This window comes from Halobacterium sp. KA-4 (assembly GCF_021028995.1).
In the GTDB taxonomy this organism is placed as follows: domain Archaea; phylum Halobacteriota; class Halobacteria; order Halobacteriales; family Halobacteriaceae; genus Halobacterium.
Map to the genome: position 1 here is coordinate 136,438 of NZ_JAJJZG010000002.1, position 21,206 is coordinate 157,643.

Consider the following 21,206-nt stretch of genomic DNA (forward strand, 5'->3'; position numbering starts at 1 on the left):
GAGCCTACCGCTCGTCGAGCGGCACGAACTCCTGGTCTTCCTCGCCGACGTACCGCGAGCGCGGGCGGATGAGGCGGTTGTCCTCGTACTGTTCGAGCACGTGGGCAATCCAGCCGCCGGCGCGGGACATCGCGAAGATGGGCGTGTAGATGTCGACGGGGATGCCCATCTGGTAGTACGTCGAGGCGGAGTAGAAGTCGACGTTCGGCGCGAGGCCCTTCTCCTCTTTGACGTACTCCTCGATGGCGACGCTCATCTCGTACCACTTCGTGTCGCCGGCGGCCTCGCCGAGTTCCTCGCTACGCTCGCCGAGAATCTTCGCGCGCGGGTCCTTGACGTTGTAGACGCGGTGACCGAACCCGGCGACGCGCTCGCCGTTCTCGAGGGCGTCCTCGACCCACTCGACGGGCTCCTTCTCGGACTCGTCGATGGTCTGGAGCATGCGCATGACGTTCGCGTTCGCGCCGCCGTGGAGGCTACCGCCGAGCGTGCCGACGGCCGACGTAATCGCGGAGTGGAGGTCCGCGAGCGTGCTGGACGTGACCATCGAGGAGAACGTCGACGCGTTCAGCCCGTGGTCGGCGTGGAGCACGAGCGCCTGGTCGAAGACGTCCGCGAGCACGTCGTCGGGCTCCTCGTCGTTCAGCATGTAGAGGAAGTTCGCCGCGTGGTCGAGGTCGTCCCGGGGCGCGACGGGGTCGTCGCCCTCGCGCAGGCGCGTGAACGCCGCGACGATGGTCGGAATCTTGGCGGTGATGCGCTTGCCCTTCCGGAGGTTCGCCTCGCGGTCGGTGGGGTCGGCGTCGGCGTCCGGGTCGAACGCCGACAGCTCCGAGACTGCCGTGCGCAGCGCCGCCATCGGGTCCTCGTCGGCGGCCGCGAGGTCCGCGACGAGGTCGAGCACGACGTCGTCGAGCTCGCGGTGGGTGGTCATCTCCTCGCTGAACGCTTCGAGTTCCTCCCGGTCGGGGAGGCGGCCGTGCCAGAGCAGGTAGAGGACTTCCTCGTAGCTCGCGCCGCGCGCGAGGTCCTCGATGGTGTACCCGCGGTAGACGAGTTTGCCCTCGTCGCCGTCGATGTAGCTCAACTCGGACTCCGCGACGAGCACACCTTCCAAACCCTTCTTGAGTTCGTCGGCCATGTGCGTGGGTTCTTGACGGTTCTACCTAATGTGTGTCGGTTTCCTTCACGGTCGTCTACGAAAATATTGCGCGAGAGAACGATTACCGAGCGCTTCGTGTGAACAACTAACACGATTTTGGCGGTCGCCGCGAGCGCCCCGACTGACGCGAACGTTTTTCGGGGGCGGGGGCGAATCCGGGGGCATGAGCGGCCGCGTCGAGTACGAGCCCGCGAGCGTAAAAGACCTCCTCGCGGAGATGAAAGACACCGCCGAACTCCTCATCGACCTCTCCTACTCGGCGGTGCTGCACGGCAGCGACGACGTGGCGGCGGAAGTCCTCAAACTCGAAGAGCGCATGGACGTCCTCCAGTTGCGCGCACGCATGAGCCTCCTGATGGCGGCGCGCAACCCCGAGGACGCGGAGACGCTCGCGCCCGTCCTGGGCGTCGTCGGCGCGGCGGAGAAGATTAGCGACGCGGCCGGGGACATCGCGAAGGTCGTCCTCGAAGACATCCGCGTGCCCGACGCGATTCGCGCGGCGCTCCCCGAAGCCGTCGAGTCGCTGGAGCGTGCGGAGTTGACGGTCGACTCCGCGTACGCCGGCCGCACGCTGCTGGACGTGAATCTGGAGACCGAGACCGGGGTGCGCGTGCTCGCGATTCGGCGCGGCGGCGACTGGCTGCTGAACCCGGACCGCGACACGGAACTAGTGGCGGGCGACGTGCTGTTGCTCCGCGGGCCGGAGGACCGCATCGGCGGCGTCTACGAGACGGCGACGGGCGAGTCCTACGAGCCGCCTGCGGTCCCCGAACCGAGCATCGACGACCTCGGGCGCGCCGTCGACTCCGTGGTGACGATGAAGAACATGAGCGAACTCTCCGTCGACCTCGCGTACGGCGCCGTCCTCTTCGACTCGACGGACCTCGCGGCGGAGGTCGTCGAACTGGAAGCCGAAGTAGACGCGCTGAAGTCCCGCTTCGAGGCGTGGACGCTGCGGGCGGCCAGCCGCGTCGAGGACCCGGTGTCGCTGCGCGGGCTCGTCCACATCGCCACCGCGACGGAGGTCATCAGCGACGCCGCGGTCGAAATAAGCGAGGGGGTCCTCCGCGGGCTTGACACGCACGTCGTCGTCCAGGAAGCCGTCGAGGAGTCCGACGAGGTCATCGTCCGGGAGACCGTCGAAGCGGGGAGCGCGCTCGACGGCGCGACGCTCGGCGGGAAGGAGGTCGCAACCGAGACCGGGATGCGCGTCATCGCGGTGCGGCGGCCGGACGCCGAGACTGACGAGTGGGTCGTCCAGCCCGGCCCCGAGACGGAAGTCACGGCCGGCGACGTGCTGTTGGCGAAGGGGACGCGCGCGAGCGCCGACCGGCTCCACGACCTCGCGTCGGCGTGAGTCAGTCCAGTACGTCGCGCTCGGCCGCGACCGCGCGGAGCGCGAGGTCCGGCAGCGGCACGGAGAGGTAGTCGCGGCCGTCCGCGTAGCCGGTCACGGAGAGCACCGCGGTGTCTGCGGTCTCGAAGCGCAACTCGAAGCCCACGGGCTCGTCGGTGACGCGTGGCGTGGCGACGCGCGCGTCGACGCCGTTGGCGACGACCTTCCGGCGTCGTTTCGCGAGCCGAGCGACCGAGTCAGAACCGACGCCGAGCGCGTCGTACCCGGACTTGCCGCCCCGGACGCGAGACAGGAGCCCGCCGCTCTCTGGTGGGCGGACGCCGTGCCGGGCGTAGACGTAACCGTCCTCGCGATGGACGACGAGCCGGGCCGTGCAGTCGGTGCCCGCGAGTTCGACCGGGCACGTGAACGCGTAGCGTTTGTCGGCGTGGCTGGTCTCGGCGACCTCGAAGCGCTTCCCGCCCGGCGACTTGTCCGCCCCGCGCAGCGGCGCGAGCACGCCAGCGACGACGGCGGACACCGACGGGGAGTCCCTTCCCGTCGTCCGCGTCGTCGCCCGTGTACGCGGCGAGCCGGGTCGGGAAGTCCTCAGCCATCTTCGAAACGAAACAGACCCGCCGACAAGAGGTTTTCTTCGGCGAACCAACTACTCTAGTCGGCGGTAGAGCCGGTAGGCAGCGCCGGCGGTGAAGGCGAACGTCGCGAGCAAGCCGACCGTGAACGCGAGCACGGCGGCCAGCGCGACCAGGTACGGCGTCGAGTACGGCGACCCGCCCGACGCCACGACGAAGAAGTAGTACGTCGCGACGGCGACCAGCAGGCCGACCGCGAACCCGCGTTTCGCCTGCGTCACGACGCCGAGCGCGCGCACGAAGTTGTCGACGCCGGGGCGGTCGGACGCCGCGTCGGCGGACTGCTCGGACCGCTCGGACATACACGGGGGTTGGCTGTGGCACGTGAAAACGTCGCCGATTCCGGGACCGAACCGCTCAAGGCCACGCGTGCGTGGGATTACTGTAATGACTACGCTCGGCACGGCGTCCGCGGACCCCGGGGAGTTCGACACCGGTCGGCTCACCGTGGGCGAGATGCGGGACGGCACCGCAGTCGGCCTCCCGGTCGCGGTCGTGAACGGCGAACGCGACGGCAAAACCCTCTACCTGCAGGCAGCCAGCGACGGCGACGAACTGAACGGCGTCGGCGTGCTCCGCCGCGTCGTCCCCCAACTCGACCCCGCGGAGCTCGCGGGCGAAGTGCGCGTCGTCGGCATCACGAACTTCCACGCGTTCCAGGTCGCCGAACACCGCAACCCCATCGACGACACGAAACTCAACCGTGCGTACCCCGGCAGCGCGAACGGCTCCTCCTCCGAGCGCATCGCACACGCCACGTTCTCCGCCGCCGAGGACGCCGACCTCATCCTCGACCTCCACCAGGGCTCGACCTCCCGCATGATTAACGAGGTGCGCGTGCGCTGCGGCCGCCACCACCGCCTCCACAGCGACTGCCTCGAACTCGCGAAGGCGTTCGGCTGCGGGCACGTCCTCGACCAGAAAGGCCCCGAAGGCCAACTCGCACGTGCCGGCCCCTCCGAAGGCATCCCCACCGTCGACCCCGAACTCGGCGGCGCGGTCGGCTTCGACGAGGAATCGATCCAGTACGGCGTCGACGGCGTCTTCAACGTCCTCCGCTACTACGGCCTCCTCGACGGCGACGTCGAGACCGAACGCCAGACCCGCGCGAAGGACTTCGACCGCTACGGCTCCCCCGTCGGCGGCATCGTCGAGTACAAACAGGACCTCGGCGACGACGTCCGCGCCGGCGACACCCTCTTCGAAGTCACCGACGTCTTCGGCACGCTCAAAGCCACCGTCACCGCCGACAACCACGGTATCTTCTGGCGAAGCCGTCGCCTCCCACAGGTCGCCACCGGCGAGTACGTCTGTTCGGTCGGAACGGACGTGGATTCTTTCTAACCCACTTTTTCCAGCGCTCGGCGCGCTACGCGCGCCGTCGCTTGCAAAAACTTGGGAAAAAGCACTCCTCACCCCCTCCGGGGGTTCGTCGGCCTCCGCTCCCTCGCTATGCTCGGTCGCGGAGTGAATCGCGCAGCGGAGCCGCGCGAATGCTCGTTCATCGCCACGCTCAGGTAGCCCGTCCTCGTTCTCGGGAGTATGCTCGAATGCCGTTCCTGCGGTCGAACCTACGAGTCCGGACCCGAGGAGCCGTGGCGCTGCGAGTGCGGGCACGCGCTGGACTTCGCTGAGCAGCCGCTGCCGGACAGCGACGAGCCGGACGTCGACCCCCGCGAGGGGCTGTGGGCGTTCGACGAGTTCCTCCCAATCGGGGCGGAGGTGACACTCGGTGAAGGCTGGACGCCACTGGCCGATGCGCCGGAGTGGGACGCGCAGTTCAAACTGGACTACGTGTTCCCGTCGGGGAGCTACAAGGACCGCGGTGCGGCGCTGACGCTGTCGCGTGCAGCGGAGTTGGGCGTCGAACGAATCGTGGAGGACTCGTCGGGGAATGCAGGTGCGGCCATCGCGCAGTACGCCGCGCGCGCCGGCATCGACGCCGACATCTACGTGCCCGCGTCAGTCAAGCAGTCGAAACTCGACGCCATCGAGGCGGCGGGCGCGACGGCAGTCCGAATCGAGGGGAGCCGGCAGGACGTGACTGATGCCTGTATTCAGGAAGCCGTGGGCGGGGATGCGTGGTACGCGAGCCACGCGTGGAATCCGGCGTTCTACGCGGGGACGTCGACGTTCGCGCTCGAACTCGCGGCGCAACGCGACTGGACCGTCCCGGACACGGTGGTGCTCCCGCTCGGTCATGGCACGCTGTTCATCGGCGCGTACCGCGGGTTCTCTGCGCTCGAGGCGGCAGGGTGGACAGAGTCGGTGCCGCGGCTGCTCGGCGTGCAGGCGATGGGCGTCGCGCCAATCGTCGAAGAACTCCACGGCTCGGAAGAGGCAGGTACGAACGACGTCGCGGACGGCATCCAGATTCGGGAGCCCGCGCGGAAGGGGCAGATTCTAGACGCCATCGACGCGACCGACGGTGACGCCATCGCGTGCGACGCCGAAGTGACCGAGGACGCACTGGACGCGCTCCACGAGCGCGGCTTCTACGTGGAGCCGACGAGCGCCGTCGGCGTCGCCGGCTTAGAAGCGTACCGCGAGCGCGGCGTCCTCGACGCGGACGCCGACGTGGTCGTCGCGCTGACGGGCAGCGGACTGAAGAAGTAGGCCTACCGCCAGTTGGCGAGGGAGACGAACGCGTCGTCCTCGGCGGTCACCCACGTCGTGACGAGTTCGTCGCCGTCGGCGTTCGCGGGGAACAGCGTGCACGCCCGCTCGCCGTCCTGCACTTCGACGTGCGCGGCGAGTCGTCCCGCAGCGGCCTCGCTGTCGGTCGTCTCGCTGGCGACGCCAACCTCGTCAGGGGTACGGCGGTCCGGGCGCATGGTTACAGTTTAGGACGTGCTAGAATAAAGCGTTGTGGCTGCCTGTGAGAGTGTGACAACCAGCGAAAGCGATTTACTCGTCGGCACGCCGGCTACCGCTCGGGATGGATAGGAGCGTCCCAGTCGCCACGAATCAGTGGTTTGGCGACGTGGCGACGCGCGCACGGCGGCACCTCGTACCAGCCGACGTCGAGGTCGCGGTCGACGGGTTGCTCGACTTTCCCGGGCGCGGATGTCCCGCAGTCCCGGCAGCGGTAGCCCTGGTTCGCGCCCGCGCTCTCCATCGACGTCTCGCAGTCCGGGCACTGTGGCGTCACCGACTCCGTCTCGTCGAGGTCGCGGACCGCGAACTTCTCCAGTTTGAGCGTGCCGTCGCTGACCTCGCCACAGACCGTGACGCGGTCGGCCGGCCGGAGCGCCCGCACGCGGTCGCGGAACCGCTTGGTCGGCTCGAACGCCGCGCACTCCACGCGAACACCGTCGTCCTCAACGGGGGCGAAGACGTGCCCGCCGCGCCGCGTCGCGGGCTCCCCGACGACCGTCGCGTCCGTACAGTACGCGCGGCCGTCTTCGAGGTCGGCGAGGTCGGCCGCGCGGAGGTGGGCGTCCGTCCCTTGGTTCGTGACGAACAGTTCGCTGGCGTGGACTCGCTCGCTCTCCACGGAGTTCGCGACTTCGGCGACGGTCTCGGCGTCGTCGCCGCGGATGCCGTAGAGGATGGGGCCGGGCGTGTGCGGCACGCAGACCAGCTCGGCCTCCTCGCGGTCGACGGTGTCCCACGCGTCGGGGTAGGCGTCGTCCGCGGCGGCGAACACGCTCTCGGCGTCGACGTCGCGCTCGGTCCCCCAGCGGTCGGGTGCACGGTAGTCGATGCGCTCGCAGGTCCAGTCGTCGAATGCCGTCCACGCGCCCACGGCAGCGAGTGCGCCGACGACGCCGCGGCCGTTCTCCCACTGCGCGGTCTCGTAACCGTGGGCGGCCGCCAGCGACTGCGCTTCGCCGGGGTCGAGGTGTTCGCGCATCGCGCGTTCGGCGAAGTCGGCGATTGGTTCGGGGGCGTCGGCCTCGGGCGCGACCACCACGCCCGGGTTCGTTCGTGGGTCGTCGACCTCGGCGACCTCGCCGACTTCTTCCTCGGCGACCGCCAGCCCCACTCTGGGGTCGACGTCGGTGTGGATGGCGAGCGCGGCGTTCCCGCGCGTCTTGTACTCGACGGCGGGGTTCAGGCGCACGAGGAGCACGCGCTCGACGCTCGCGCCGCGGTCGCGCAGCCGCTCGGCGACCAGGTGGGCGGCGTACGTCGTGCACATCCCGCGCTCGCGGGAGTCCGTGTCGTCGAGGGCGACGACCGTCATCGCCTCTCGGCTAGTGCCCGCGCGCTTTTCGTGCTTCCGGTCCGCGGCCCGAAGATAGTGGCGGCCGAATGACCGAAACCGCGGGGCAGCGCCGCCGTATCGGCACAACGCATATATGTCGCCGACGGCTTACACTCGTGTATGTCACGGTCGGTACTCATCGAGAACGTCACCGCCATGCTCGCGGACGCGGGGTTCACGGTGAGCGACCGGTGTGCGACGCGGCCCAAGAGCTTCGACGTGGCCGCCCGCCGCGAGAACGACGTCATCCTCGTGAAGATTCTCGGTAACATCGACGCCTTCGACGCGCCGACTGGCGCGGAGATGCGGCGGCTCGGCACCTACCTCGACGCCACCCCGATGGTCATCGGCCTCCGCACCCGCGACGAGGAATTGAAGCCAGGCGTCGTCTACTTCCGCCACGGCGTCCCCGTGCTCAGCCCCGACACCGCGATGGACTTCTTCGTGGAGGGCGTCCCGCCGCTCATCTACGCGGCCCCGGGCGGCCTCTACGTGAACATCGACGGCGACGTGCTCGCGGACCGCCGTCAGAACGAGGACTTGAGCCTCGGCCAGCTCGCCAACCAGCTCGGCGTCTCCCGGCGCACCGTCTCGAAGTACGAGGACGGCATGAACGCCAGCATCGAGGTCGCGATGGAACTCGAGGACCTCTTCGGCGGCGACCTCACCTCGCCCGTCTCCGTGATGGACGGCGCGGAGGAGGTCCGGGACGCCGAACCCACCCCGGAGGACCCCGAAGCCGACCCCGAGGACGTGCCCGTGCTCTCCGTGCTCGCGCGCGTCGGCTTCGAAGTCCACCCGACGGACCGCGCGCCGTTCAAGGCCGTCAGCGAGGACGCGTCCGGTGCGGACCGCATGCTGACGGGGCACTCGTCGTTCACGGACGCCGCCGTCAAGCGCGCCCGCATCATGAGTTCGCTCGGCGCGATTACGCACACCCGCGCCGTCTACGTCGTCGACGAGGCGTCCCGGGAGTCCGTCGACGACACCGCTATCGTCGAACGCAAGGAACTCGAAGACGTGGAGGACTCCGACGAATTCCGCGACCTGCTCGCCGACCGCGGCGCGCAGTCCGAAGCCTGACGGCGACTTTTATCGAAGCGACCAGTAGCCGAGGACGCCGCACGCGGCGGTGAGCGAGACGGTGAGAAGGAAGCTCTCTGTCCACGCGTAGACGAGCGCGACGAAGCCGAGCAGCCCTAGAACCGACAGCAGCCCCACGCTGGAGGGGTCGTGGCGCGTCTCGGGGTCGTCGGTCGGAATCTCGGGCTCGGTCATCGTGTGGACGTTACGCTCGACTCCCGCTTCACCCTTCGCACGGTTCTCAGGCCGTCTCGTCCTCGCGCAGCCACTCCCACGCGTCGTCGAGGTCAGCCGCACCGAAGTACTCGAGGTCAACGTCGGTGACGCGGTCTTCGAGGTCCGTCACCCACTCTAGGAGTCTATTGTCACCGACGACGGCGTACTTCTCGAGGTCGTCGCCGTGGTGTAGCCAGAAGCCGATGTCCTCGTCGAGTGCGTCGAGGTCCGGCACCGGCACGGTCGGCATGTACACCAACACCCGCGCCGACCCCTCCTCGTGGATGGTCTCCTCGATGTCCTGGAGCATCGCCTCGACGTCCTCCTCTGAGAGTTCGTCGCGGACCTGGTAGCCGACGACTCGCCCACCACTCCGGTCGAGTTTCTCGTACATCGTCGGCGACTGCGTACGCCCGCAGCAAGTTGCTTCTGGCAGCGACTACCAGAAACCTAGGAAAACTCCGCTACGCCCCGTACGTCTCTTCTAGGTACTCCACGATGTCGTCCGACTCCGGCAGCCCCTCGATGCCGTGGTCGGTGTCGACGAGCACGGGGACGCCGGTCTGGCCGCTGACTTCTTCGACTTCGTCGCGCTGGCTGTGGGAACTCGGGACCTCGTGTTCGACGTAGTCGAGGCCGAGTTCGTCGAGTTTGGTCTCGACTTTCGCGCAGTACGGGCAGCCCGGCAGCTTGTACAGTTCGAGTGTCACACCCGAGCGTACGGGGCGGCGACGCAAAGAAGCCGTGGATGCGGCGGGCGGCGCTCAGACCGCGGCGGCGAGCGTGCCGCTGGTGCGGACGTAGAAGTAGACGACGAACGCGAGCGCGAGCAGCCACTGGCCCGCGGAGACCTCGTCGTACTCGCCGACCGCGACTTTCACGACCGGGTAAGAGACGATGCCGGCGGCGATACCGTAGCCGATGTTGTACGTGAACGGCATCATGAACACGGTGAGGCCGGCGGGAATCGCGTACGTCATGTCGTCCCACGCGACGTCGGTGACGTTCGCGAGCATGATGACGCCGACGACGACGAGCGCGATGTGGCTGGCGTAGAGGGGGACGATGGCCGCCAGCGGGACGACGGCAAGGCTCGCGAGGAACAGGACTGCGACGACGAGTGCGGTGAGACCGGTGCGGCCGCCCTCCTCGACGCCCGTCGCAGACTCGATGTACGTGGTGACTGTCGAGGTGCCGAGCATGCTACCGATGGTGGTGCCGATTGCGTCCGCCATCAGCGGCTTGTCGATGTCCGGGAGGTTGCCGTCCTCGTCGAGGAAGCCCGCGACCTGCCCGACGCCGACGAGCGTGCCGGCGGTGTCGAAGAAGTCCACGAAGAAGAACGTGAAGACGATGAGCGCGAACGCGAACATGTCGATGCCTTCCGCGGGAGCGCCGACGAGCCCGTCGAGGAACGCGCCCGCGAGCGGCGTGATGTCGTACTGTGCGCCGGTGATGGTCGTCGTGAGCGTGCCCGGCGCGACGACGCCCGCCCACTCGATGACGTAGGCGGCGACTGTCGTGCCGAGGATGCCGACGACGATGGAGCCGGGAACGCCGCGGGCGTACAGCGCGAGCGTGAAGAACAACCCGGCGATGGCGAGCGTGGCGGCGGGGTCGGTCGCGATTTGGCCGAGCGTGACCATCGTCGCCTGGTCGGCGGCGACGACGCCCATCTCCTGGAGCCCGATGAGCGCGAGGAAGCCACCGATACCCGCACCGACCGCGAGTTTGACGGGTTCGGGGAACGCGCGGATGATGGCTTTGCGCGCGCCGGCGGCGGTCAGCAGGATGAAGATGATGCCTTCGACGAACACCGCGGCGAGCGCGACCTGCCACGGGATGCCGAGCCCGATGACGACGGTGTACGCGAAGAAGGCGTTGAGCCCGAGGCCGGGCGCTTGCGCGAACGGCCGGTTGGCGTACAGCGCCATCACCGTCGTCGCGACGAACGCCGAGATGATGGTGACGACCGCCAGCATCTGCTGGACCTGGTCGCCGGTGTACCCCGGGATGGAGATTGCTTGGCCGAGCGTCGCGGGGTTGACGAGGACGATGTACGACATCGCGAAGAATGTCGTCACGCCCGCGAGCACTTCCGTTCGGACGTCCGTGTCGTGTTCGTCGAGTGCGAAGTAGTCAGCGAGCCCCATTAACGATGCACGTTCGGGCATAACTACACCGCCCGCTTAAGCGTTGTTATGCACGTTGGTAGTTCGTGTCTGTCGACGATGAAGAATCGTCCAGAAGATGCACGGTCGTGTCTAGAATCGGGGGCTGCGACGGGTTGGGAGCGGCGTCGTGGTCGTAAGGTTATTCGAGTTCGGCGAGCGCGCCGACGGGGGCGTCCGTGAGTTCGCGAGCGCGTTCGACGCCGTCGTCGCCGACCGCGATGAGCGTGAACACGCCGGTGACGTCGGCGTCCGCGGCGCCGGCGATGTCCAGCAGAATCTCCTGGGTCTCGCCCGACCGGATGAGGTCGTCGACGACGAGCACGGTCTCGCCGCTGTCGATGGCCGACGCGGGGAGGTAGTAGGTCAGTTCGATGCCCGACGCGAAGCGCTTGCGGGCCTCGATGAACTCCTCGACGGCGGTCTCCTTGGACTTCTTGGCGTACGCGCAGCGAGCGCCGTAGTAGGAGGCCAGCGACGCCGCGAGCGTGATGCCGTCGGTGGCGGCGGTGAGCACGACGTCGGGGCGCTCGAAGTCGAACGTCTCGGCGGCGACCGGCGCGACCAGGTCGAGGAACGACTGGTCGAAGACGACGCCGGAGTTGTCGACGTAACCCTCGTCGTCGAGGCGGACGCGGGCTTCCAGTTCCTCGCGCAGGAGGCCAGCACCGGCGTCTTCGACGACTTCGCGGGCGCGCTCGGCGCTCGGGAGGACGTGACCGTTGACGTAGCGGTTGAGGTCGCCCGCGGGGAGCCCGGTCTCCTCGGAGAGTTCGTCGTACGTCCGGGTCTCCTTCAGCGTGCGCAGCACGTCGACCGCCCGCAACTGGAGGGCGGCCTTCTCTGCTCGGTTCATAGGGATACACACGTTTCCACAAACTTGAATATCCCGGAACTGTCGGCGTGCGAAGAAATCACAAACGCGCCCATCTCGGGCGGCGAAGCGGCCCGAACTACTCGGCGTCCAGCAGGTCGCTGGCCGTCACGAGCGCCTCCATCTCGACGCCGTGCTCGGCGAGCAGTTCGCGGCCACCTTCCTCGCGGTCCACAACGAGCAGCGCGCGATCGACTTCCGCACCCGCGTCGCGGAGCGCCTCCACGGCGTCGACGGCGGACTGGCCGGTCGTCGCAATGTCCTCCACGACGACGACTTCCTCGCCGTCTTCGAGGCGGCCCTCGATGCGGTTGCCGGTGCCGTACTCTTTCGCTTGCTTGCGCGCGATGACGTACGGCACGTCGGCTTCGACGGCCGTCGCGGCCGCCAGCGGGACGCCGCCGAGCGCGACGCCGCCGAGTTTCGCGTCCGCGTCGAGGCGCTCGGCGAATGCTTCGGCGATGGCGCGCAGGCAGTCGGGGTCGGTCTCGAAGAGGTACTTGTCCACGTAGTACTCGGACGTGCCACCGTGGGAGAGTTCGAACTCCCCGAATTTGACGGCGTCCGCGTCGCGGAGCAGTTGAACGAGGTCGTCGGTCATTACCAGAGTTGGCGGGCCACCCGACCAAAAGGGGTGCGATTACCGAGCCGAGACGAATGTGGTGGAGCATCCGCGAGCGAGCGGTCTGAAAGACCCGAACGAAGTGGTTCACTCTGCGACTGAAAGAAGTGAGGGAGCGGAGGCCGACGACTGAGGGACGCGAAGCGGACCGAAGGAGGAGTGCTTTTTCCGCAAGTTTTTGCAAGCGAACGCGCCGCAGGCGCGTTCGCTTGCAAAAAGTGCTACCAGGGCTCGTTCTTCAGACCGAGCAGATAGGCGATGCCGTTGGTGACGACGTGGAGCAGCGGCGTGAGGACGAGGATGGCGACGACGACATCGAGGGTGAAGATGGCGTCGAACCAGGCGGGGGCGGCGACGGCGGCGAGTGCGAGCGCGACGACGACGAAGTCGAGTTGGTCGAGGAGGGGGAAGGCGGCGCCGCGTTCGCGGCCGGTGCGACGTTTGAGGAAGGAGGCGAGGATGTCGCCGAGCATCGCGCCGGCGGGGAGCGCGACCATCGCTGCGGGCGGGAACGAGGGGAGTGTGACGCCGAGTGCGTCGCTGGCGGCTGGTTCGACAGTGTTCAGGACGAACGCGAGCGCGACGCCGGCGAGCACGCCGATGGCGGTGCCGCGCCACGTCTTCCCGTCGCCGAGCACGCGCTTGCCGCCCCACGTGCGGCCGCCGTCGATGGGGCGGCCGCCGCCCGCCAGCACCGCGGCGTTGTTCGGCACGTACGCGGGCAGCATCACCCAGACCGCAGTCGCGACCGTCGCTACGAGACCCATGCGTGGGGGTGGACGCGGCCGGCGGAAAAACCCGCGGGTTCGAGCGGGGGAGGCGCGTCGTTTAAGGGTCGTGACGCCGCAGATTCGGGTATGCTACCGCCCATCGCGAGCAACTTCGTCGCGGGTGAGACGCCCGCGGAGGCCATCGAGCACGCCGAGTCGCTGAACGCTCGGGGCGTCGCCGCCATCCTGAACCTCCTGGGCGAGCACTACGCGGAGCGGCCGCCCGCGGACGAGGACGCCGCGGCGTACGAGAACCTCGTGCGCGACGTCTCGAAGAGCGGGGTGGACGCCTGTATCTCGGTGAAGCCCTCCCAAATCGGGCTGGACGTCGGCGAGGACGTGTTCGCCGAGAACCTCGCGGGCATCGTCGCGGTGGCCGACGAGCACGACGTGTTCACGTGGGTGGACATGGAGGACCACGAGACGACGGACGCCACGCTGGACGCCTACGAGGACCTCACCACCGAGTACGGGGGCGGCGTCGGTGTCTGCATTCAGGCGAACCTCAAGCGCACCGAGGACGACCTCGAACGTCTCGCAGACCTTCCCGGTAAAGTCCGACTCGTGAAGGGCGCGTACGACGAGCCGAAGTCGATTGCGTACAAGCGCAAGGAGCGCGTGAACCAGGCGTACCGCGACTATCTAGAGTACATGTTCCGGGAGTTCGAGGGCGGCGTCGCGGTGGGCAGCCACGACCCGGAGATGATAGCGCACGCCCGCGACCTCCACGACGAGTACGGCACCGACTACGAGGTCCAGATGCTGATGGGCGTGCGCGACGACGCGCAGGTCGACCTCGCGGCCGACGGCGTCACGGTCTACCAGTACGTGCCGTACGGCGACAAGTGGTTCTCGTACTTCTACCGGCGCGCGATGGAGCGCAAGGAGAACCTGTTGTTCGCGCTGCGGGCGGTTCTGGGGCGGTAGGGCGGTCGTCTCGAAATCCCTATACGTCGGCGCTCAGTGGAATCCGGTATGACCTCGTGGAAGCGGGACTTCGCGAGCGGGCTCATCGTGCTCGCACCGATTCTGGTCACGCTGTACGTTCTCTACTGGCTGTTCTCGCTCATCGCGCGATTTTCGCTGCTGGCGACGAACGTCGACGACCCCGTCGTGGCGGTCAGCCTGACGGTCGTCATCTTCGTGTTGCTGGTGTTCTCCGTGGGGTACCTGATGCGGACCGCGCTCGGCACGTTCGCGGAGGAGGTGCTGGACGACCTCATTAACCGGCTACCGGGGCTGCGCATCGTCTACAACGCCTCGAAGATGGCCGTCGAGACGGTGCTGTCGGGCGGCGCCGACGAATTCCAGAAGCCCGTGAAGGTTGAACCGTGGGAGGGGATGCGCCTCACCGCGTTCAAGACGGGGAAGACTACCAACGACGGCCGCGAGGTGGTGTTCATGCCGACCGCGCCGAACATCACCTCGGGGTTCGTGATGGAACTGGAACCCGAGGACATCATCGAGGTCGAGGAGTCCACGGAGGACGCCCTGACGCGGGTGCTCTCGGCGGGGTTCGGGGAGAACGAGCGTGACGTCCCGGAGCCGTTCACCGACGACAAGGACGAACAGGAGTAGACAGGCCGTCGCTGGTGGCGTGGGATAGCGCGAGTCAGTCGTCCGCCGCCTGCTGCCGGTGTTCTATCCAGCCGACCGCGAGAATGTCGGTCGCACAGGTGTCACAGAGGTAGACCGTCACGTCGCGGCGCTCGCCGCCGGCGCGGTCGAACCGCAGCGAGTGCTCCGTGGCGGCGTTGCTCTCGTCGTTGCAGTTACTACAGACGACTTGGTCCGCCGGGCCGTGCACACGTCTCAGTGAACCCTCACGGGCATACGATGTGAGGGTTTTGACTACGCTGTTCGTTTTGATTAATCGGGTAACAGTTCGTGCCGGCGTCGTCGAGAGGGGGCTACGCGGCGTTTAGACGTAGTGGAACCACTCCTCGCGGTCGCCGGTCTCGACGACGTCGAAGAACGCCTGCTGGAGTTCCTCGGTGATGGGGCCGCGAGTCCCGGAGCCGATTTCGACGTTGTCGACCTGCCGGATGGGGGTGACTTCCGCGGCGGAGCCGGTGAAGAACAGTTCGTCAGCGGTGTGGAGTTCGCCCCGCGAGATGGAGACGTTGTCGTGGACGGTGTAGCCGCGTTCCTCCGCGAGCGTGATGACGGTGTCGCGGGTGATGCCGTCGAGGATGCTCTCGGAGAGCCCGGGCGTGAAAATCTCACCGTCGCGCACGAGGAAGAGGTTCTCGCCGGGGCCTTCCGCGACGTTGCCCTCCTTGTTGAGGACGATGGCTTCCGTGAAGCCGTTGCGGCGGGCTTCCTCGCCGGCGAGCATGGAGTTGACGTAGAGGCCGGTGGTCTTGGCGTTGGTCGGAATCTGGCTGGAGGCGTGCTTGCGCCACGAGGAGACCATCACTTCGACGCCCTCTTCGAGCGCTTCCTCGCCGAGGTACGTTCCCCACGGCCACGCGGCGACGGCGACGTCGGTCGGGCAGTCCTTCGGGGAGACGCCCAGTGAGTCGTAGCCGAAGTACGCGATGGGGCGGACGTAACACGACGCGAGGTCCTGGCGGTCGAGCAGTTCCACGGTCGCCTCGGTGAGCTCCTCGCGCGTGAAGTCGATGTCGAGGTCGTAGGGCTTCGCGGACGCGAACAGGCGGTCGAGGTGTTCCTCCCACCGGAACAACGCGGGGCCGTTGTCGGTGTCGTACGCGCGGACGCCCTCGAAGACGCCGCTGCCGTAGTGCAGCGCGTGCGTGAGCACGTGGGTCGTGGCGTCCTCCCAGTCCACGAAGTCGCCGTTCATCCAGATGGTGTCGACGTCCATGTCGTCGAATCCGCTCATACGTCCGGGGACGGCGCGCCGTATCATAAAACCACGAGTGCCGGCTACGGGCAGTCGTTGCCGGTGAGTTCGAAAACCGGCGCGAATGTCCGAGAATAATTCAACCGAGACGCTTAATTACCGAAGAGAATTACAAGCGGTCGATGAGCGATTACGCACCCCTCACGTACGAGGACATCGACGAGGCTCGCCGCCCGAGCCTCGGCGAGGCGCTCGTGCCGATTCTCGCCGTCGTCGTCGCTCTCGGCGTCGGCTCCGGCTACCTCGGCCTCGCGCCACACGCTCCCCTCCTCTGGAGTATCGCCTTCACGGGACTGTTCGCGCGCTACCAGCTCGGCTACGACTGGGACGGCGTCTACGACGCCGCCGCCTCCGGCCTCCGCATGGGCCTGCAGGCGATTCTCATCCTGTTCGTCATCTACGGGCTCATCGCTACGTGGATTAGCGCCGGCACCATCCCGGGACTGATGTACTACGGCCTCGGCACGCTCACGCCAATCGTCTTCCTGCCCGTGACCGCCGTCCTCGCGGCCATCGTGGCGTTCGCCATCGGCTCCTCGTGGACGACCGTCGGGACGCTCGGCGTCGCGTTCGTCGGCATCGGCGAAGGGCTCGGCGTCCCGCTGGCGATGACCGCGGGTGCCATCGTCTCCGGCGCGTACGCTGGCGACAAGCAGAGCCCCCTCTCTGACACCACGAACCTCGCCGCCGCCGTCACGAACGCCGACCTCTACGACCACATCAAGGCGATGCGGAACGGCACCGCCATCGCGTTCGGGCTCTCCGTGGTCGCGTACGCCGTCCTCGGCGTGTACTTCATCGAGGGCGGGAGCGCCGACATCGCCGCAATCAGCGGACCGCTCGCGGACTCGTACGCGCTCGGCCCGCTCGTGTTCCTGCCGCTCGTGGTGACGTTCGGGCTCGCGCTCCGCGGCTACCCGCCGCTCCCCTCGCTGATTGCGGGCATCTTCGCGGGCGCGCTCACCACCATCGTCGCGCAGGGTGCGAGCTTCACCGCCGCGTGGAACATCTTCCTCAACGGCACCAACCCCGCCACCGGCAGCGACCTCGTCAACAGCCTCCTGACCGCCGGCGGCATCTCGGGCTCGGCGTGGACCATCGCCGTGGTCGTCGCCGCGCTCGCCCTCGGCGGCCTGCTCGAGGGCACGGGCGTGCTCGCGACGCTCGCCCACCACCTCACGACCGCCGTCTGGTCGCCGGGCTCGCTGGTCGCCGGTACCGGCCTCGCCGCCATCGTGACCAACGCCTTCTCCGCCCAGCAGTACATGAGCATCGTCGTCCCGGGGCTCAGCCTCCGGAACCTCTACGAGGAGTACGACCTCCCCGAGACGGACCTCTCGCGAGCCGTCGAGGCCGCCGGCACACCGACCGGGCCGTTCTTCCCGTGGCACGCCGGCGCCGTCTTCATGACGAGCGCGCTCTACAGCGCGCCGGGCGCTATCTCGTGGTGGTGGGTGCCGTTCTACTTCTTCGGCATCCTCTCGCCAGTCGTGCTGTTCGTGATGGCGCTGACCGGTCACGGCTACACGCAACAGCCGAAGCCGGCCGACGCTGCGCCCGCGACGGACGACTGAGAAGAACCTCGCTTTTTACGCGCTGAACGCCGCCAACAGGTCGCTACCTTCCACGTAGACGAGGCCCTCGCGGTCGGCGTACGCCTTCGCGTCCGCGACCGAGAGCGCTTCGCCCGTCTCGTCGTCGAGCATCTCGCAGACGACCGCGGCGGGCGCGACGCCGGCTTCCTCGGCGAGCGCGACCGCGAGTTCCGTGTGGCCCTTCCGGTGGGACAGTGACGGCGCCGACCGGAGCACGTGGACATGGCCGGGCGCGCGGAACTCCGTCGCGAAGTCCACGCTGGCGGGGTCCGCGGCCGCCTTTCCGAGCTCCGTGATGGTGAGCGCGCGGTCCTCGTCCGTGATGCCCGTGTAGGTGTCGCGGTGGTTCACGGGCAGCGAGAACGACGAACGGTCGTCGTACCCGAGGTGGCCGTGGTCGGCCGCCGGGTGGTCGATGACGTCGCCGAGGAACGGGAGGTCGAAGGCGTCGGACGCCGCTTCGCCGAGCGCGACGCAAATGAGGCCGCCGGCGTCGTTGCGGAGGCGGGCGACGTCGTCGGGCGTCACCGACTCCGCGGGGTAGACGAGGTCGACCTCTCCCTCGCGGTCGGCGGCGTCGTGGACGAGCACGGGCTCGCCAGCGCGGAACGCTGCGACGGCGCGCTCGACGCGGGTGGCGTTACTGCTCTTCGACACGAACAGTCACCTCGTCGCCGTCGAGCAGGCCGAGTTCCTCGCGGAGCTTCTCCGGCGCGATGAGTTCGACCTGCGTCTCGTCGTGGTGGGTGCGGTCCGGGACGATGACGTGCGCGGGGGAGAACGAGCCGTCGTCGTCGTTCTCGACGGTGGCGTGGTAGCACGTCGCCGGGCCGTAGGTGCGCTCCTCGTCCTCCCAGCCCTCGATGCGGACGCCGTCCATCGCCTCTAACGCGGAGCGGGCGCGCTGGCTCTCCGCGTCGAGTTCGACGTTGAGCGTGCCGAGGTACGGCTCGTAGCCGAGTTTCTCCTCGAACTGGCGCATGTACCCGGGGAGGCTGATGTAGTGGCGGCCCTCGCCCATCCCGCTGGTGACCGAGCCTTCCAGGGCGAGTTCGCCGGCGTCCTCGAAGATGCGGCGGTAGTCCTCGTACTCGCGTTCGAGCGTGCGCTCGCCGTCGTCGGTGATGGCGACCCACTGGCCGTCGTTGACGAGGTCCCGCTGGACGAGCCCGGCGTCCTCCAGCGCCTGGAGGCGGCGGGAGGCGGTCTGGTTGGAGGCGTCGAGGCGGCCCGCGAGGTCCCCGCAGGAGACCTTGACTTCGCCGCGGCGCGCGCCGTCGAGCGCGAGCAGCTTCAGCACGGCGAGCTCGTCGAAGCCGACCTCGCTCGTGCCCGTTGCTTGCGACATACCCGCAAATTCGGGCGCGCGCCGCATAAGAATACCGGAAGTGGAACGCGTCCCGAAAGTGAGAGTGCGTCAGTCCGCCGTCGAGCCCGCCCAGAACTCCGAATCCGCGCGGAGCTTCGGCACCCACGTGTCCTGCTCGCGAGCGAGCAGCGCCACCCGCGAGACCTCCTGGTCGCGCAACACCGTGTGCTCGGGCATGTGCGCCTGGACCTCGCGGGCGAACTCCAGCACGTCCTCGTGGTTCGGCATCGCCTCCCGGTCGAGGCGGTCCCGCGAGTCGCCGACGTGCATGTACGCTTTCAGTTCCACGAAGTCGGGGTCCGCGCGGTCAAAGAAGCCCGCGTACCAGTCCGGGTTCTGCATGTTCTCGCCGCCGACGAGCGTCGTCCGCAGCACGGTCCGCGTCTCGTCTTTGTCGTGGAGGACGTCCATCGTGTCGACGAGTTTCTCCCACGCGTCGTCCTCGGTTGCGCCCACCACGTCGTCGAACGTCGCGCGCTCGGGGGCGTCCACGGAGACGTACAACTGCGTCGGGTCACACTCTTCGAGGACGTCGGGGCGCGTCCCGTTCGAGACGAGGAACGTCGTCAGGCCGCGGTCGTGGAACTCCTCCAGCAGTTCCGGGAGGTAGGGATACAGCGTCGGTTCGCCGTCCAGCGAGATGGCGACGTGGCGCGGGTCCATCGCCTCCTCGAAGCGTTCTCTCGGGACGTCGTCGTTGCCGCCGAACCCCGAGAGCAGTTTCTTCTGGAGTTCGATCGAGGCGTCCACCACTGCCTCCGGGTCGTCCCACTCCACGCCGTCCAGTTCGTACGTGTGGCCGGCGTGGTCCCGCCAGCAGAACACGCAGCGCTCGTTGCAGCGCACCACGGGCGTCATCTGGATGCAGCGGTGCGAGCGGATGCCGTAGAAGGCGTGCTTGTAACAGGTGCCCTCGCCGCGCAGGGAGTTCGCCGTCCACCCGCAGGTCTGGGCGGCGGTGTGGTTGTCGTGGTGGTAGTCCGGGTCGTCCACCTGCTTGGGCATACTCCGGGATTCGGCGAGCGCGTGGAAAAACGTGGCGTTCGGCGCCCAATTCGGAGTTAGCGTTCGAGAATCGTGCCGCTAGAGCCGACCGCGACGTCCGGGTCCGTGTCGCCGCCGTACGCGACGTCGTAGATGTCCGAGCCGACCGGCGTGTCGTACTCCTGCCAGCCGTTCGACGTGCGCTCGTAGACGTAGCCGCCGTTGCCCGCCGCCAATACCGGCTTGTCCGGCGCGACGCGGTCGAGGCCCTGGAGCGCGTTCTCGCCGACGTCGATTGGCGTCCACCGGCGACAGCCACAGTCGTAGCGGTAGATGGTGCCGCCGCCCGCGGAGACGTACACCGTCTCGTCGTCGCCGAGCACGTCGTAGAACGACTCGTTGGCGTTCGAGACGCCGATTTGCGTCCACGTGCTGTTGAAGTCGGTGCTCTCGAAGGCGGCCTGGCTGGTGCTGATGCCGTAGGCGGTGTCGCTGCTGCCGCGGGAGAACGCGACGCCCGGGATGGTCGACCCGCCCGCGGGCTTCGTGACGCTTCCCCACTGCATGCAGTACGCGCCCTGGTCGTTCTGCTCGAAGACGCCGTGGAGCGTCTCCCCGGAGCCGTTCGCGACGATGACGTGCTCGCGGTCGATGGTGCCCGTCGTCGCGATGGCCTCCCACGTGCTCGTCTTCCCGTCGGGCGCCGTGTAGTCGTGTTTCTTCCCGGTCATGACGTCGTAGGCGCCCATCGCGCCGGAGCCGCCCGCGAACCAGATGCGCTCGCCGTCGCTAGTGACGGCGACGTCGTTGAGCGGGTTGTTCGACGCGTCCGGGCCGCTGTCCACGACGAGCTGCCACTGCCCGTCGGCCAGGGCGAGGATGTTCCCGCTGGAGCCGACGGCGTGCGGGCCGTCGGCGGTCTGGACGACCGCCGATATCGACTTCGACGTCGGCGACGACACCTCGGCCCACGTGCTGCTGCTCTGTGCGGTCACCTGCGTCGCGGCCGCGCCGCCGCCGACGGCGACTGCAGCGGCACCGCCGGCTACTTTCAGGAACGTCCGTCGCGAGGTCGTGTGTTCTGTCATCTCACGTCACCGGTTGCACCCACGAATCGGATGAAAAATGTATATACTGGCTGTCTCCTAACAAAGAAAACCGAATAAGTGTATTCGCGAATAAAATCGAACTAATATTCCGAATCTATCCATAATTTTCTAACTACGCGTGAGGTCGCGCCGGCCGGCGACCGCGTCCGCTCGCCCGCTTCGGAAATCCCTTTAGCCGTCGCG

The 21,206-nt window shown here is 68.0% G+C and carries 25 protein-coding genes; 7 read left to right on the top strand and 18 right to left on the bottom strand.

Going from position 1 to position 21,206, the window contains the following annotated elements:
* Positions 1–4 precede the first annotated feature (4 nt).
* Complete coding sequence (gene citZ, locus LPA44_RS02950; RefSeq protein ID WP_230888099.1) at positions 5–1,141, bottom strand: citrate synthase; 1,137 nt, start codon at positions 1,139–1,141, stop codon at positions 5–7.
* 184 nt (positions 1,142–1,325) lie between these two features.
* Here citZ and LPA44_RS02955 point away from each other — a divergent pair, with 184 nt between their 5' ends.
* On the top strand, positions 1,326–2,519 hold the full coding sequence (locus LPA44_RS02955) for a potassium channel family protein (RefSeq protein WP_230888100.1): 1,194 nt from the start codon (positions 1,326–1,328) through the stop codon (positions 2,517–2,519).
* A gap of 1 nt (position 2,520) precedes the next feature.
* On the opposite strand, the gene LPA44_RS02960 is transcribed toward LPA44_RS02955, so the two are convergent.
* Both LPA44_RS02960 and LPA44_RS02965 read right to left on the bottom strand, forming a co-directional pair.
* On the bottom strand, positions 2,521–3,039 hold the full coding sequence (locus LPA44_RS02960) for a hypothetical protein (protein WP_230888101.1): 519 nt from the start codon (positions 3,037–3,039) through the stop codon (positions 2,521–2,523).
* 126 nt (positions 3,040–3,165) lie between these two features.
* Entirely contained in the window at positions 3,166–3,453 is a 288-nt protein-coding gene (locus LPA44_RS02965; RefSeq protein ID WP_230888102.1) for a DUF7536 family protein, read from the bottom strand.
* A gap of 85 nt (positions 3,454–3,538) precedes the next feature.
* Between LPA44_RS02965 and LPA44_RS02970 the strand changes: the two genes are divergently transcribed.
* Both LPA44_RS02970 and LPA44_RS02975 read left to right on the top strand, forming a co-directional pair.
* Positions 3,539–4,495, top strand: a complete 957-nt coding sequence (locus LPA44_RS02970) for a succinylglutamate desuccinylase/aspartoacylase family protein (RefSeq protein ID WP_230888103.1) — start codon at positions 3,539–3,541, stop codon at positions 4,493–4,495.
* A 198-nt stretch (positions 4,496–4,693) separates the two neighbouring features.
* Positions 4,694–5,767 carry a pyridoxal-phosphate dependent enzyme gene (locus LPA44_RS02975; RefSeq protein WP_230888104.1) on the top strand — a complete coding sequence of 358 codons (1,074 nt, stop codon included), beginning with the start codon at positions 4,694–4,696 and terminating at the stop codon, positions 5,765–5,767.
* 2 nt (positions 5,768–5,769) lie between these two features.
* On the opposite strand, the gene LPA44_RS02980 is transcribed toward LPA44_RS02975, so the two are convergent.
* On the bottom strand, positions 5,770–5,985 hold the full coding sequence (locus LPA44_RS02980; protein WP_230888105.1) for a DUF7511 domain-containing protein: 216 nt from the start codon (positions 5,983–5,985) through the stop codon (positions 5,770–5,772).
* 92 nt (positions 5,986–6,077) lie between these two features.
* The gene (locus LPA44_RS02985) at positions 6,078–7,340 is read right to left on the bottom strand and encodes a tRNA(Ile)(2)-agmatinylcytidine synthase (RefSeq protein ID WP_230888106.1); all 1,263 of its coding nucleotides are present in this window, start codon (positions 7,338–7,340) and stop codon (positions 6,078–6,080) included.
* A 141-nt stretch (positions 7,341–7,481) separates the two neighbouring features.
* Between LPA44_RS02985 and LPA44_RS02990 the strand changes: the two genes are divergently transcribed.
* On the top strand, positions 7,482–8,444 hold the full coding sequence (locus LPA44_RS02990) for a transcriptional regulator (RefSeq protein ID WP_230888107.1): 963 nt from the start codon (positions 7,482–7,484) through the stop codon (positions 8,442–8,444).
* A gap of 9 nt (positions 8,445–8,453) precedes the next feature.
* Here LPA44_RS02990 and LPA44_RS02995 read toward each other — a convergent pair whose 3' ends face one another.
* From LPA44_RS02995 to LPA44_RS03025, 7 genes are all read right to left on the bottom strand, one after another.
* The gene (locus LPA44_RS02995) at positions 8,454–8,639 is read right to left on the bottom strand and encodes a hypothetical protein (RefSeq protein ID WP_230888108.1); all 186 of its coding nucleotides are present in this window, start codon (positions 8,637–8,639) and stop codon (positions 8,454–8,456) included.
* Positions 8,640–8,685: 46 nt separating this feature from the next.
* Entirely contained in the window at positions 8,686–9,054 is a 369-nt protein-coding gene (locus LPA44_RS03000) for an STAS/SEC14 domain-containing protein (RefSeq protein WP_230888109.1), read from the bottom strand.
* A gap of 70 nt (positions 9,055–9,124) precedes the next feature.
* Entirely contained in the window at positions 9,125–9,370 is a 246-nt protein-coding gene (locus tag LPA44_RS03005; RefSeq protein ID WP_230888110.1) for a glutaredoxin family protein, read from the bottom strand.
* Between the two features lie 54 nt (positions 9,371–9,424).
* The gene (locus LPA44_RS03010; protein WP_230888298.1) at positions 9,425–10,813 is read right to left on the bottom strand and encodes an NCS2 family permease; all 1,389 of its coding nucleotides are present in this window, start codon (positions 10,811–10,813) and stop codon (positions 9,425–9,427) included.
* Between the two features lie 160 nt (positions 10,814–10,973).
* Positions 10,974–11,687 carry a phosphoribosyltransferase family protein gene (locus LPA44_RS03015; RefSeq protein WP_230888111.1) on the bottom strand — a complete coding sequence of 238 codons (714 nt, stop codon included), beginning with the start codon at positions 11,685–11,687 and terminating at the stop codon, positions 10,974–10,976.
* A 97-nt stretch (positions 11,688–11,784) separates the two neighbouring features.
* On the bottom strand, positions 11,785–12,312 hold the full coding sequence (pyrE, locus tag LPA44_RS03020; RefSeq protein WP_230888299.1) for an orotate phosphoribosyltransferase: 528 nt from the start codon (positions 12,310–12,312) through the stop codon (positions 11,785–11,787).
* Between the two features lie 236 nt (positions 12,313–12,548).
* Positions 12,549–13,094 (bottom strand): CDP-2,3-bis-(O-geranylgeranyl)-sn-glycerol synthase, encoded by a 546-nt coding sequence (locus LPA44_RS03025; RefSeq protein WP_230888112.1) that lies wholly within the window; start codon positions 13,092–13,094, stop codon positions 12,549–12,551.
* 90 nt (positions 13,095–13,184) lie between these two features.
* Between LPA44_RS03025 and LPA44_RS03030 the strand changes: the two genes are divergently transcribed.
* Together LPA44_RS03030 and LPA44_RS03035 are read left to right on the top strand one after the other, a co-directional pair.
* Complete coding sequence (locus tag LPA44_RS03030; RefSeq protein ID WP_230888113.1) at positions 13,185–14,024, top strand: proline dehydrogenase family protein; 840 nt, start codon at positions 13,185–13,187, stop codon at positions 14,022–14,024.
* A gap of 48 nt (positions 14,025–14,072) precedes the next feature.
* Entirely contained in the window at positions 14,073–14,675 is a 603-nt protein-coding gene (locus tag LPA44_RS03035) for a DUF502 domain-containing protein (RefSeq protein ID WP_230888114.1), read from the top strand.
* A 34-nt stretch (positions 14,676–14,709) separates the two neighbouring features.
* Here LPA44_RS03035 and LPA44_RS03040 read toward each other — a convergent pair whose 3' ends face one another.
* Positions 14,710–14,904, bottom strand: coding sequence for a hypothetical protein (locus LPA44_RS03040; RefSeq protein WP_230888115.1), 195 nt, complete (start codon positions 14,902–14,904; stop codon positions 14,710–14,712).
* A 114-nt stretch (positions 14,905–15,018) separates the two neighbouring features.
* Positions 15,019–15,945 carry a branched-chain amino acid transaminase gene (locus LPA44_RS03045; RefSeq protein WP_230888116.1) on the bottom strand — a complete coding sequence of 309 codons (927 nt, stop codon included), beginning with the start codon at positions 15,943–15,945 and terminating at the stop codon, positions 15,019–15,021.
* Between the two features lie 143 nt (positions 15,946–16,088).
* On the opposite strand from LPA44_RS03045, the gene arcD reads away from it, so the two are divergent.
* A complete protein-coding gene (gene arcD, locus LPA44_RS03050; protein ID WP_230888117.1) occupies positions 16,089–17,540 on the top strand; it encodes an arginine/ornithine antiporter ArcD in 1,452 nt (483 codons plus the stop codon).
* A 15-nt stretch (positions 17,541–17,555) separates the two neighbouring features.
* On the opposite strand, the gene ribB is transcribed toward arcD, so the two are convergent.
* From ribB to LPA44_RS03070, 4 genes are all read right to left on the bottom strand, one after another.
* Entirely contained in the window at positions 17,556–18,218 is a 663-nt protein-coding gene (gene ribB / locus LPA44_RS03055; RefSeq protein WP_230888118.1) for a 3,4-dihydroxy-2-butanone-4-phosphate synthase, read from the bottom strand.
* A complete protein-coding gene (locus LPA44_RS03060) occupies positions 18,202–18,909 on the bottom strand; it encodes a CTP-dependent riboflavin kinase (RefSeq protein WP_230888119.1) in 708 nt (235 codons plus the stop codon). Before LPA44_RS03060 ends, ribB begins: the two co-directional genes overlap by 17 nt.
* Before the next feature lie 69 nt (positions 18,910–18,978).
* Complete coding sequence (gene twy1 / locus LPA44_RS03065) at positions 18,979–19,935, bottom strand: 4-demethylwyosine synthase TYW1 (RefSeq protein WP_230888120.1); 957 nt, start codon at positions 19,933–19,935, stop codon at positions 18,979–18,981.
* Between the two features lie 56 nt (positions 19,936–19,991).
* Entirely contained in the window at positions 19,992–21,002 is a 1,011-nt protein-coding gene (locus tag LPA44_RS03070; RefSeq protein WP_230888121.1) for a WD40/YVTN/BNR-like repeat-containing protein, read from the bottom strand.
* Positions 21,003–21,206: the final 204 nt, after the last annotated feature.

Bases quoted from the DNA above. Each gene is read 5' to 3' on its own strand.
- citZ (WP_230888099.1), bottom strand. From the start codon at position 1,141: ATGGCCGACGAACTCAAGAAGGGTTTGGAAGGTGTGCTCGTCGCGGAG.
- LPA44_RS02955 (WP_230888100.1), top strand. From the start codon at position 1,326: ATGAGCGGCCGCGTCGAGTACGAGCCCGCGAGCGTAAAAGACCTCCTC.
- LPA44_RS02965 (WP_230888102.1), bottom strand. From the start codon at position 3,453: ATGTCCGAGCGGTCCGAGCAGTCCGCCGACGCGGCGTCCGACCGCCCC.
- LPA44_RS02970 (WP_230888103.1), top strand. From the start codon at position 3,539: ATGACTACGCTCGGCACGGCGTCCGCGGACCCCGGGGAGTTCGACACC.
- LPA44_RS02975 (WP_230888104.1), top strand. From the start codon at position 4,694: ATGCTCGAATGCCGTTCCTGCGGTCGAACCTACGAGTCCGGACCCGAG.
- LPA44_RS02980 (WP_230888105.1), bottom strand. From the start codon at position 5,985: ATGCGCCCGGACCGCCGTACCCCTGACGAGGTTGGCGTCGCCAGCGAG.
- LPA44_RS02985 (WP_230888106.1), bottom strand. From the start codon at position 7,340: ATGACGGTCGTCGCCCTCGACGACACGGACTCCCGCGAGCGCGGGATG.
- LPA44_RS02990 (WP_230888107.1), top strand. From the start codon at position 7,482: ATGTCACGGTCGGTACTCATCGAGAACGTCACCGCCATGCTCGCGGAC.
- LPA44_RS02995 (WP_230888108.1), bottom strand. From the start codon at position 8,639: ATGACCGAGCCCGAGATTCCGACCGACGACCCCGAGACGCGCCACGAC.
- LPA44_RS03000 (WP_230888109.1), bottom strand. From the start codon at position 9,054: ATGTACGAGAAACTCGACCGGAGTGGTGGGCGAGTCGTCGGCTACCAG.
- LPA44_RS03010 (WP_230888298.1), bottom strand. From the start codon at position 10,813: ATGGGGCTCGCTGACTACTTCGCACTCGACGAACACGACACGGACGTC.
- LPA44_RS03015 (WP_230888111.1), bottom strand. From the start codon at position 11,687: ATGAACCGAGCAGAGAAGGCCGCCCTCCAGTTGCGGGCGGTCGACGTG.
- LPA44_RS03025 (WP_230888112.1), bottom strand. From the start codon at position 13,094: ATGGGTCTCGTAGCGACGGTCGCGACTGCGGTCTGGGTGATGCTGCCC.
- LPA44_RS03030 (WP_230888113.1), top strand. From the start codon at position 13,185: ATGCTACCGCCCATCGCGAGCAACTTCGTCGCGGGTGAGACGCCCGCG.
- LPA44_RS03035 (WP_230888114.1), top strand. From the start codon at position 14,073: ATGACCTCGTGGAAGCGGGACTTCGCGAGCGGGCTCATCGTGCTCGCA.
- LPA44_RS03045 (WP_230888116.1), bottom strand. From the start codon at position 15,945: ATGAGCGGATTCGACGACATGGACGTCGACACCATCTGGATGAACGGC.
- arcD (WP_230888117.1), top strand. From the start codon at position 16,089: ATGAGCGATTACGCACCCCTCACGTACGAGGACATCGACGAGGCTCGC.
- LPA44_RS03060 (WP_230888119.1), bottom strand. From the start codon at position 18,909: ATGTCGCAAGCAACGGGCACGAGCGAGGTCGGCTTCGACGAGCTCGCC.
- twy1 (WP_230888120.1), bottom strand. From the start codon at position 19,935: ATGCCCAAGCAGGTGGACGACCCGGACTACCACCACGACAACCACACC.
- LPA44_RS03070 (WP_230888121.1), bottom strand. From the start codon at position 21,002: ATGACAGAACACACGACCTCGCGACGGACGTTCCTGAAAGTAGCCGGC.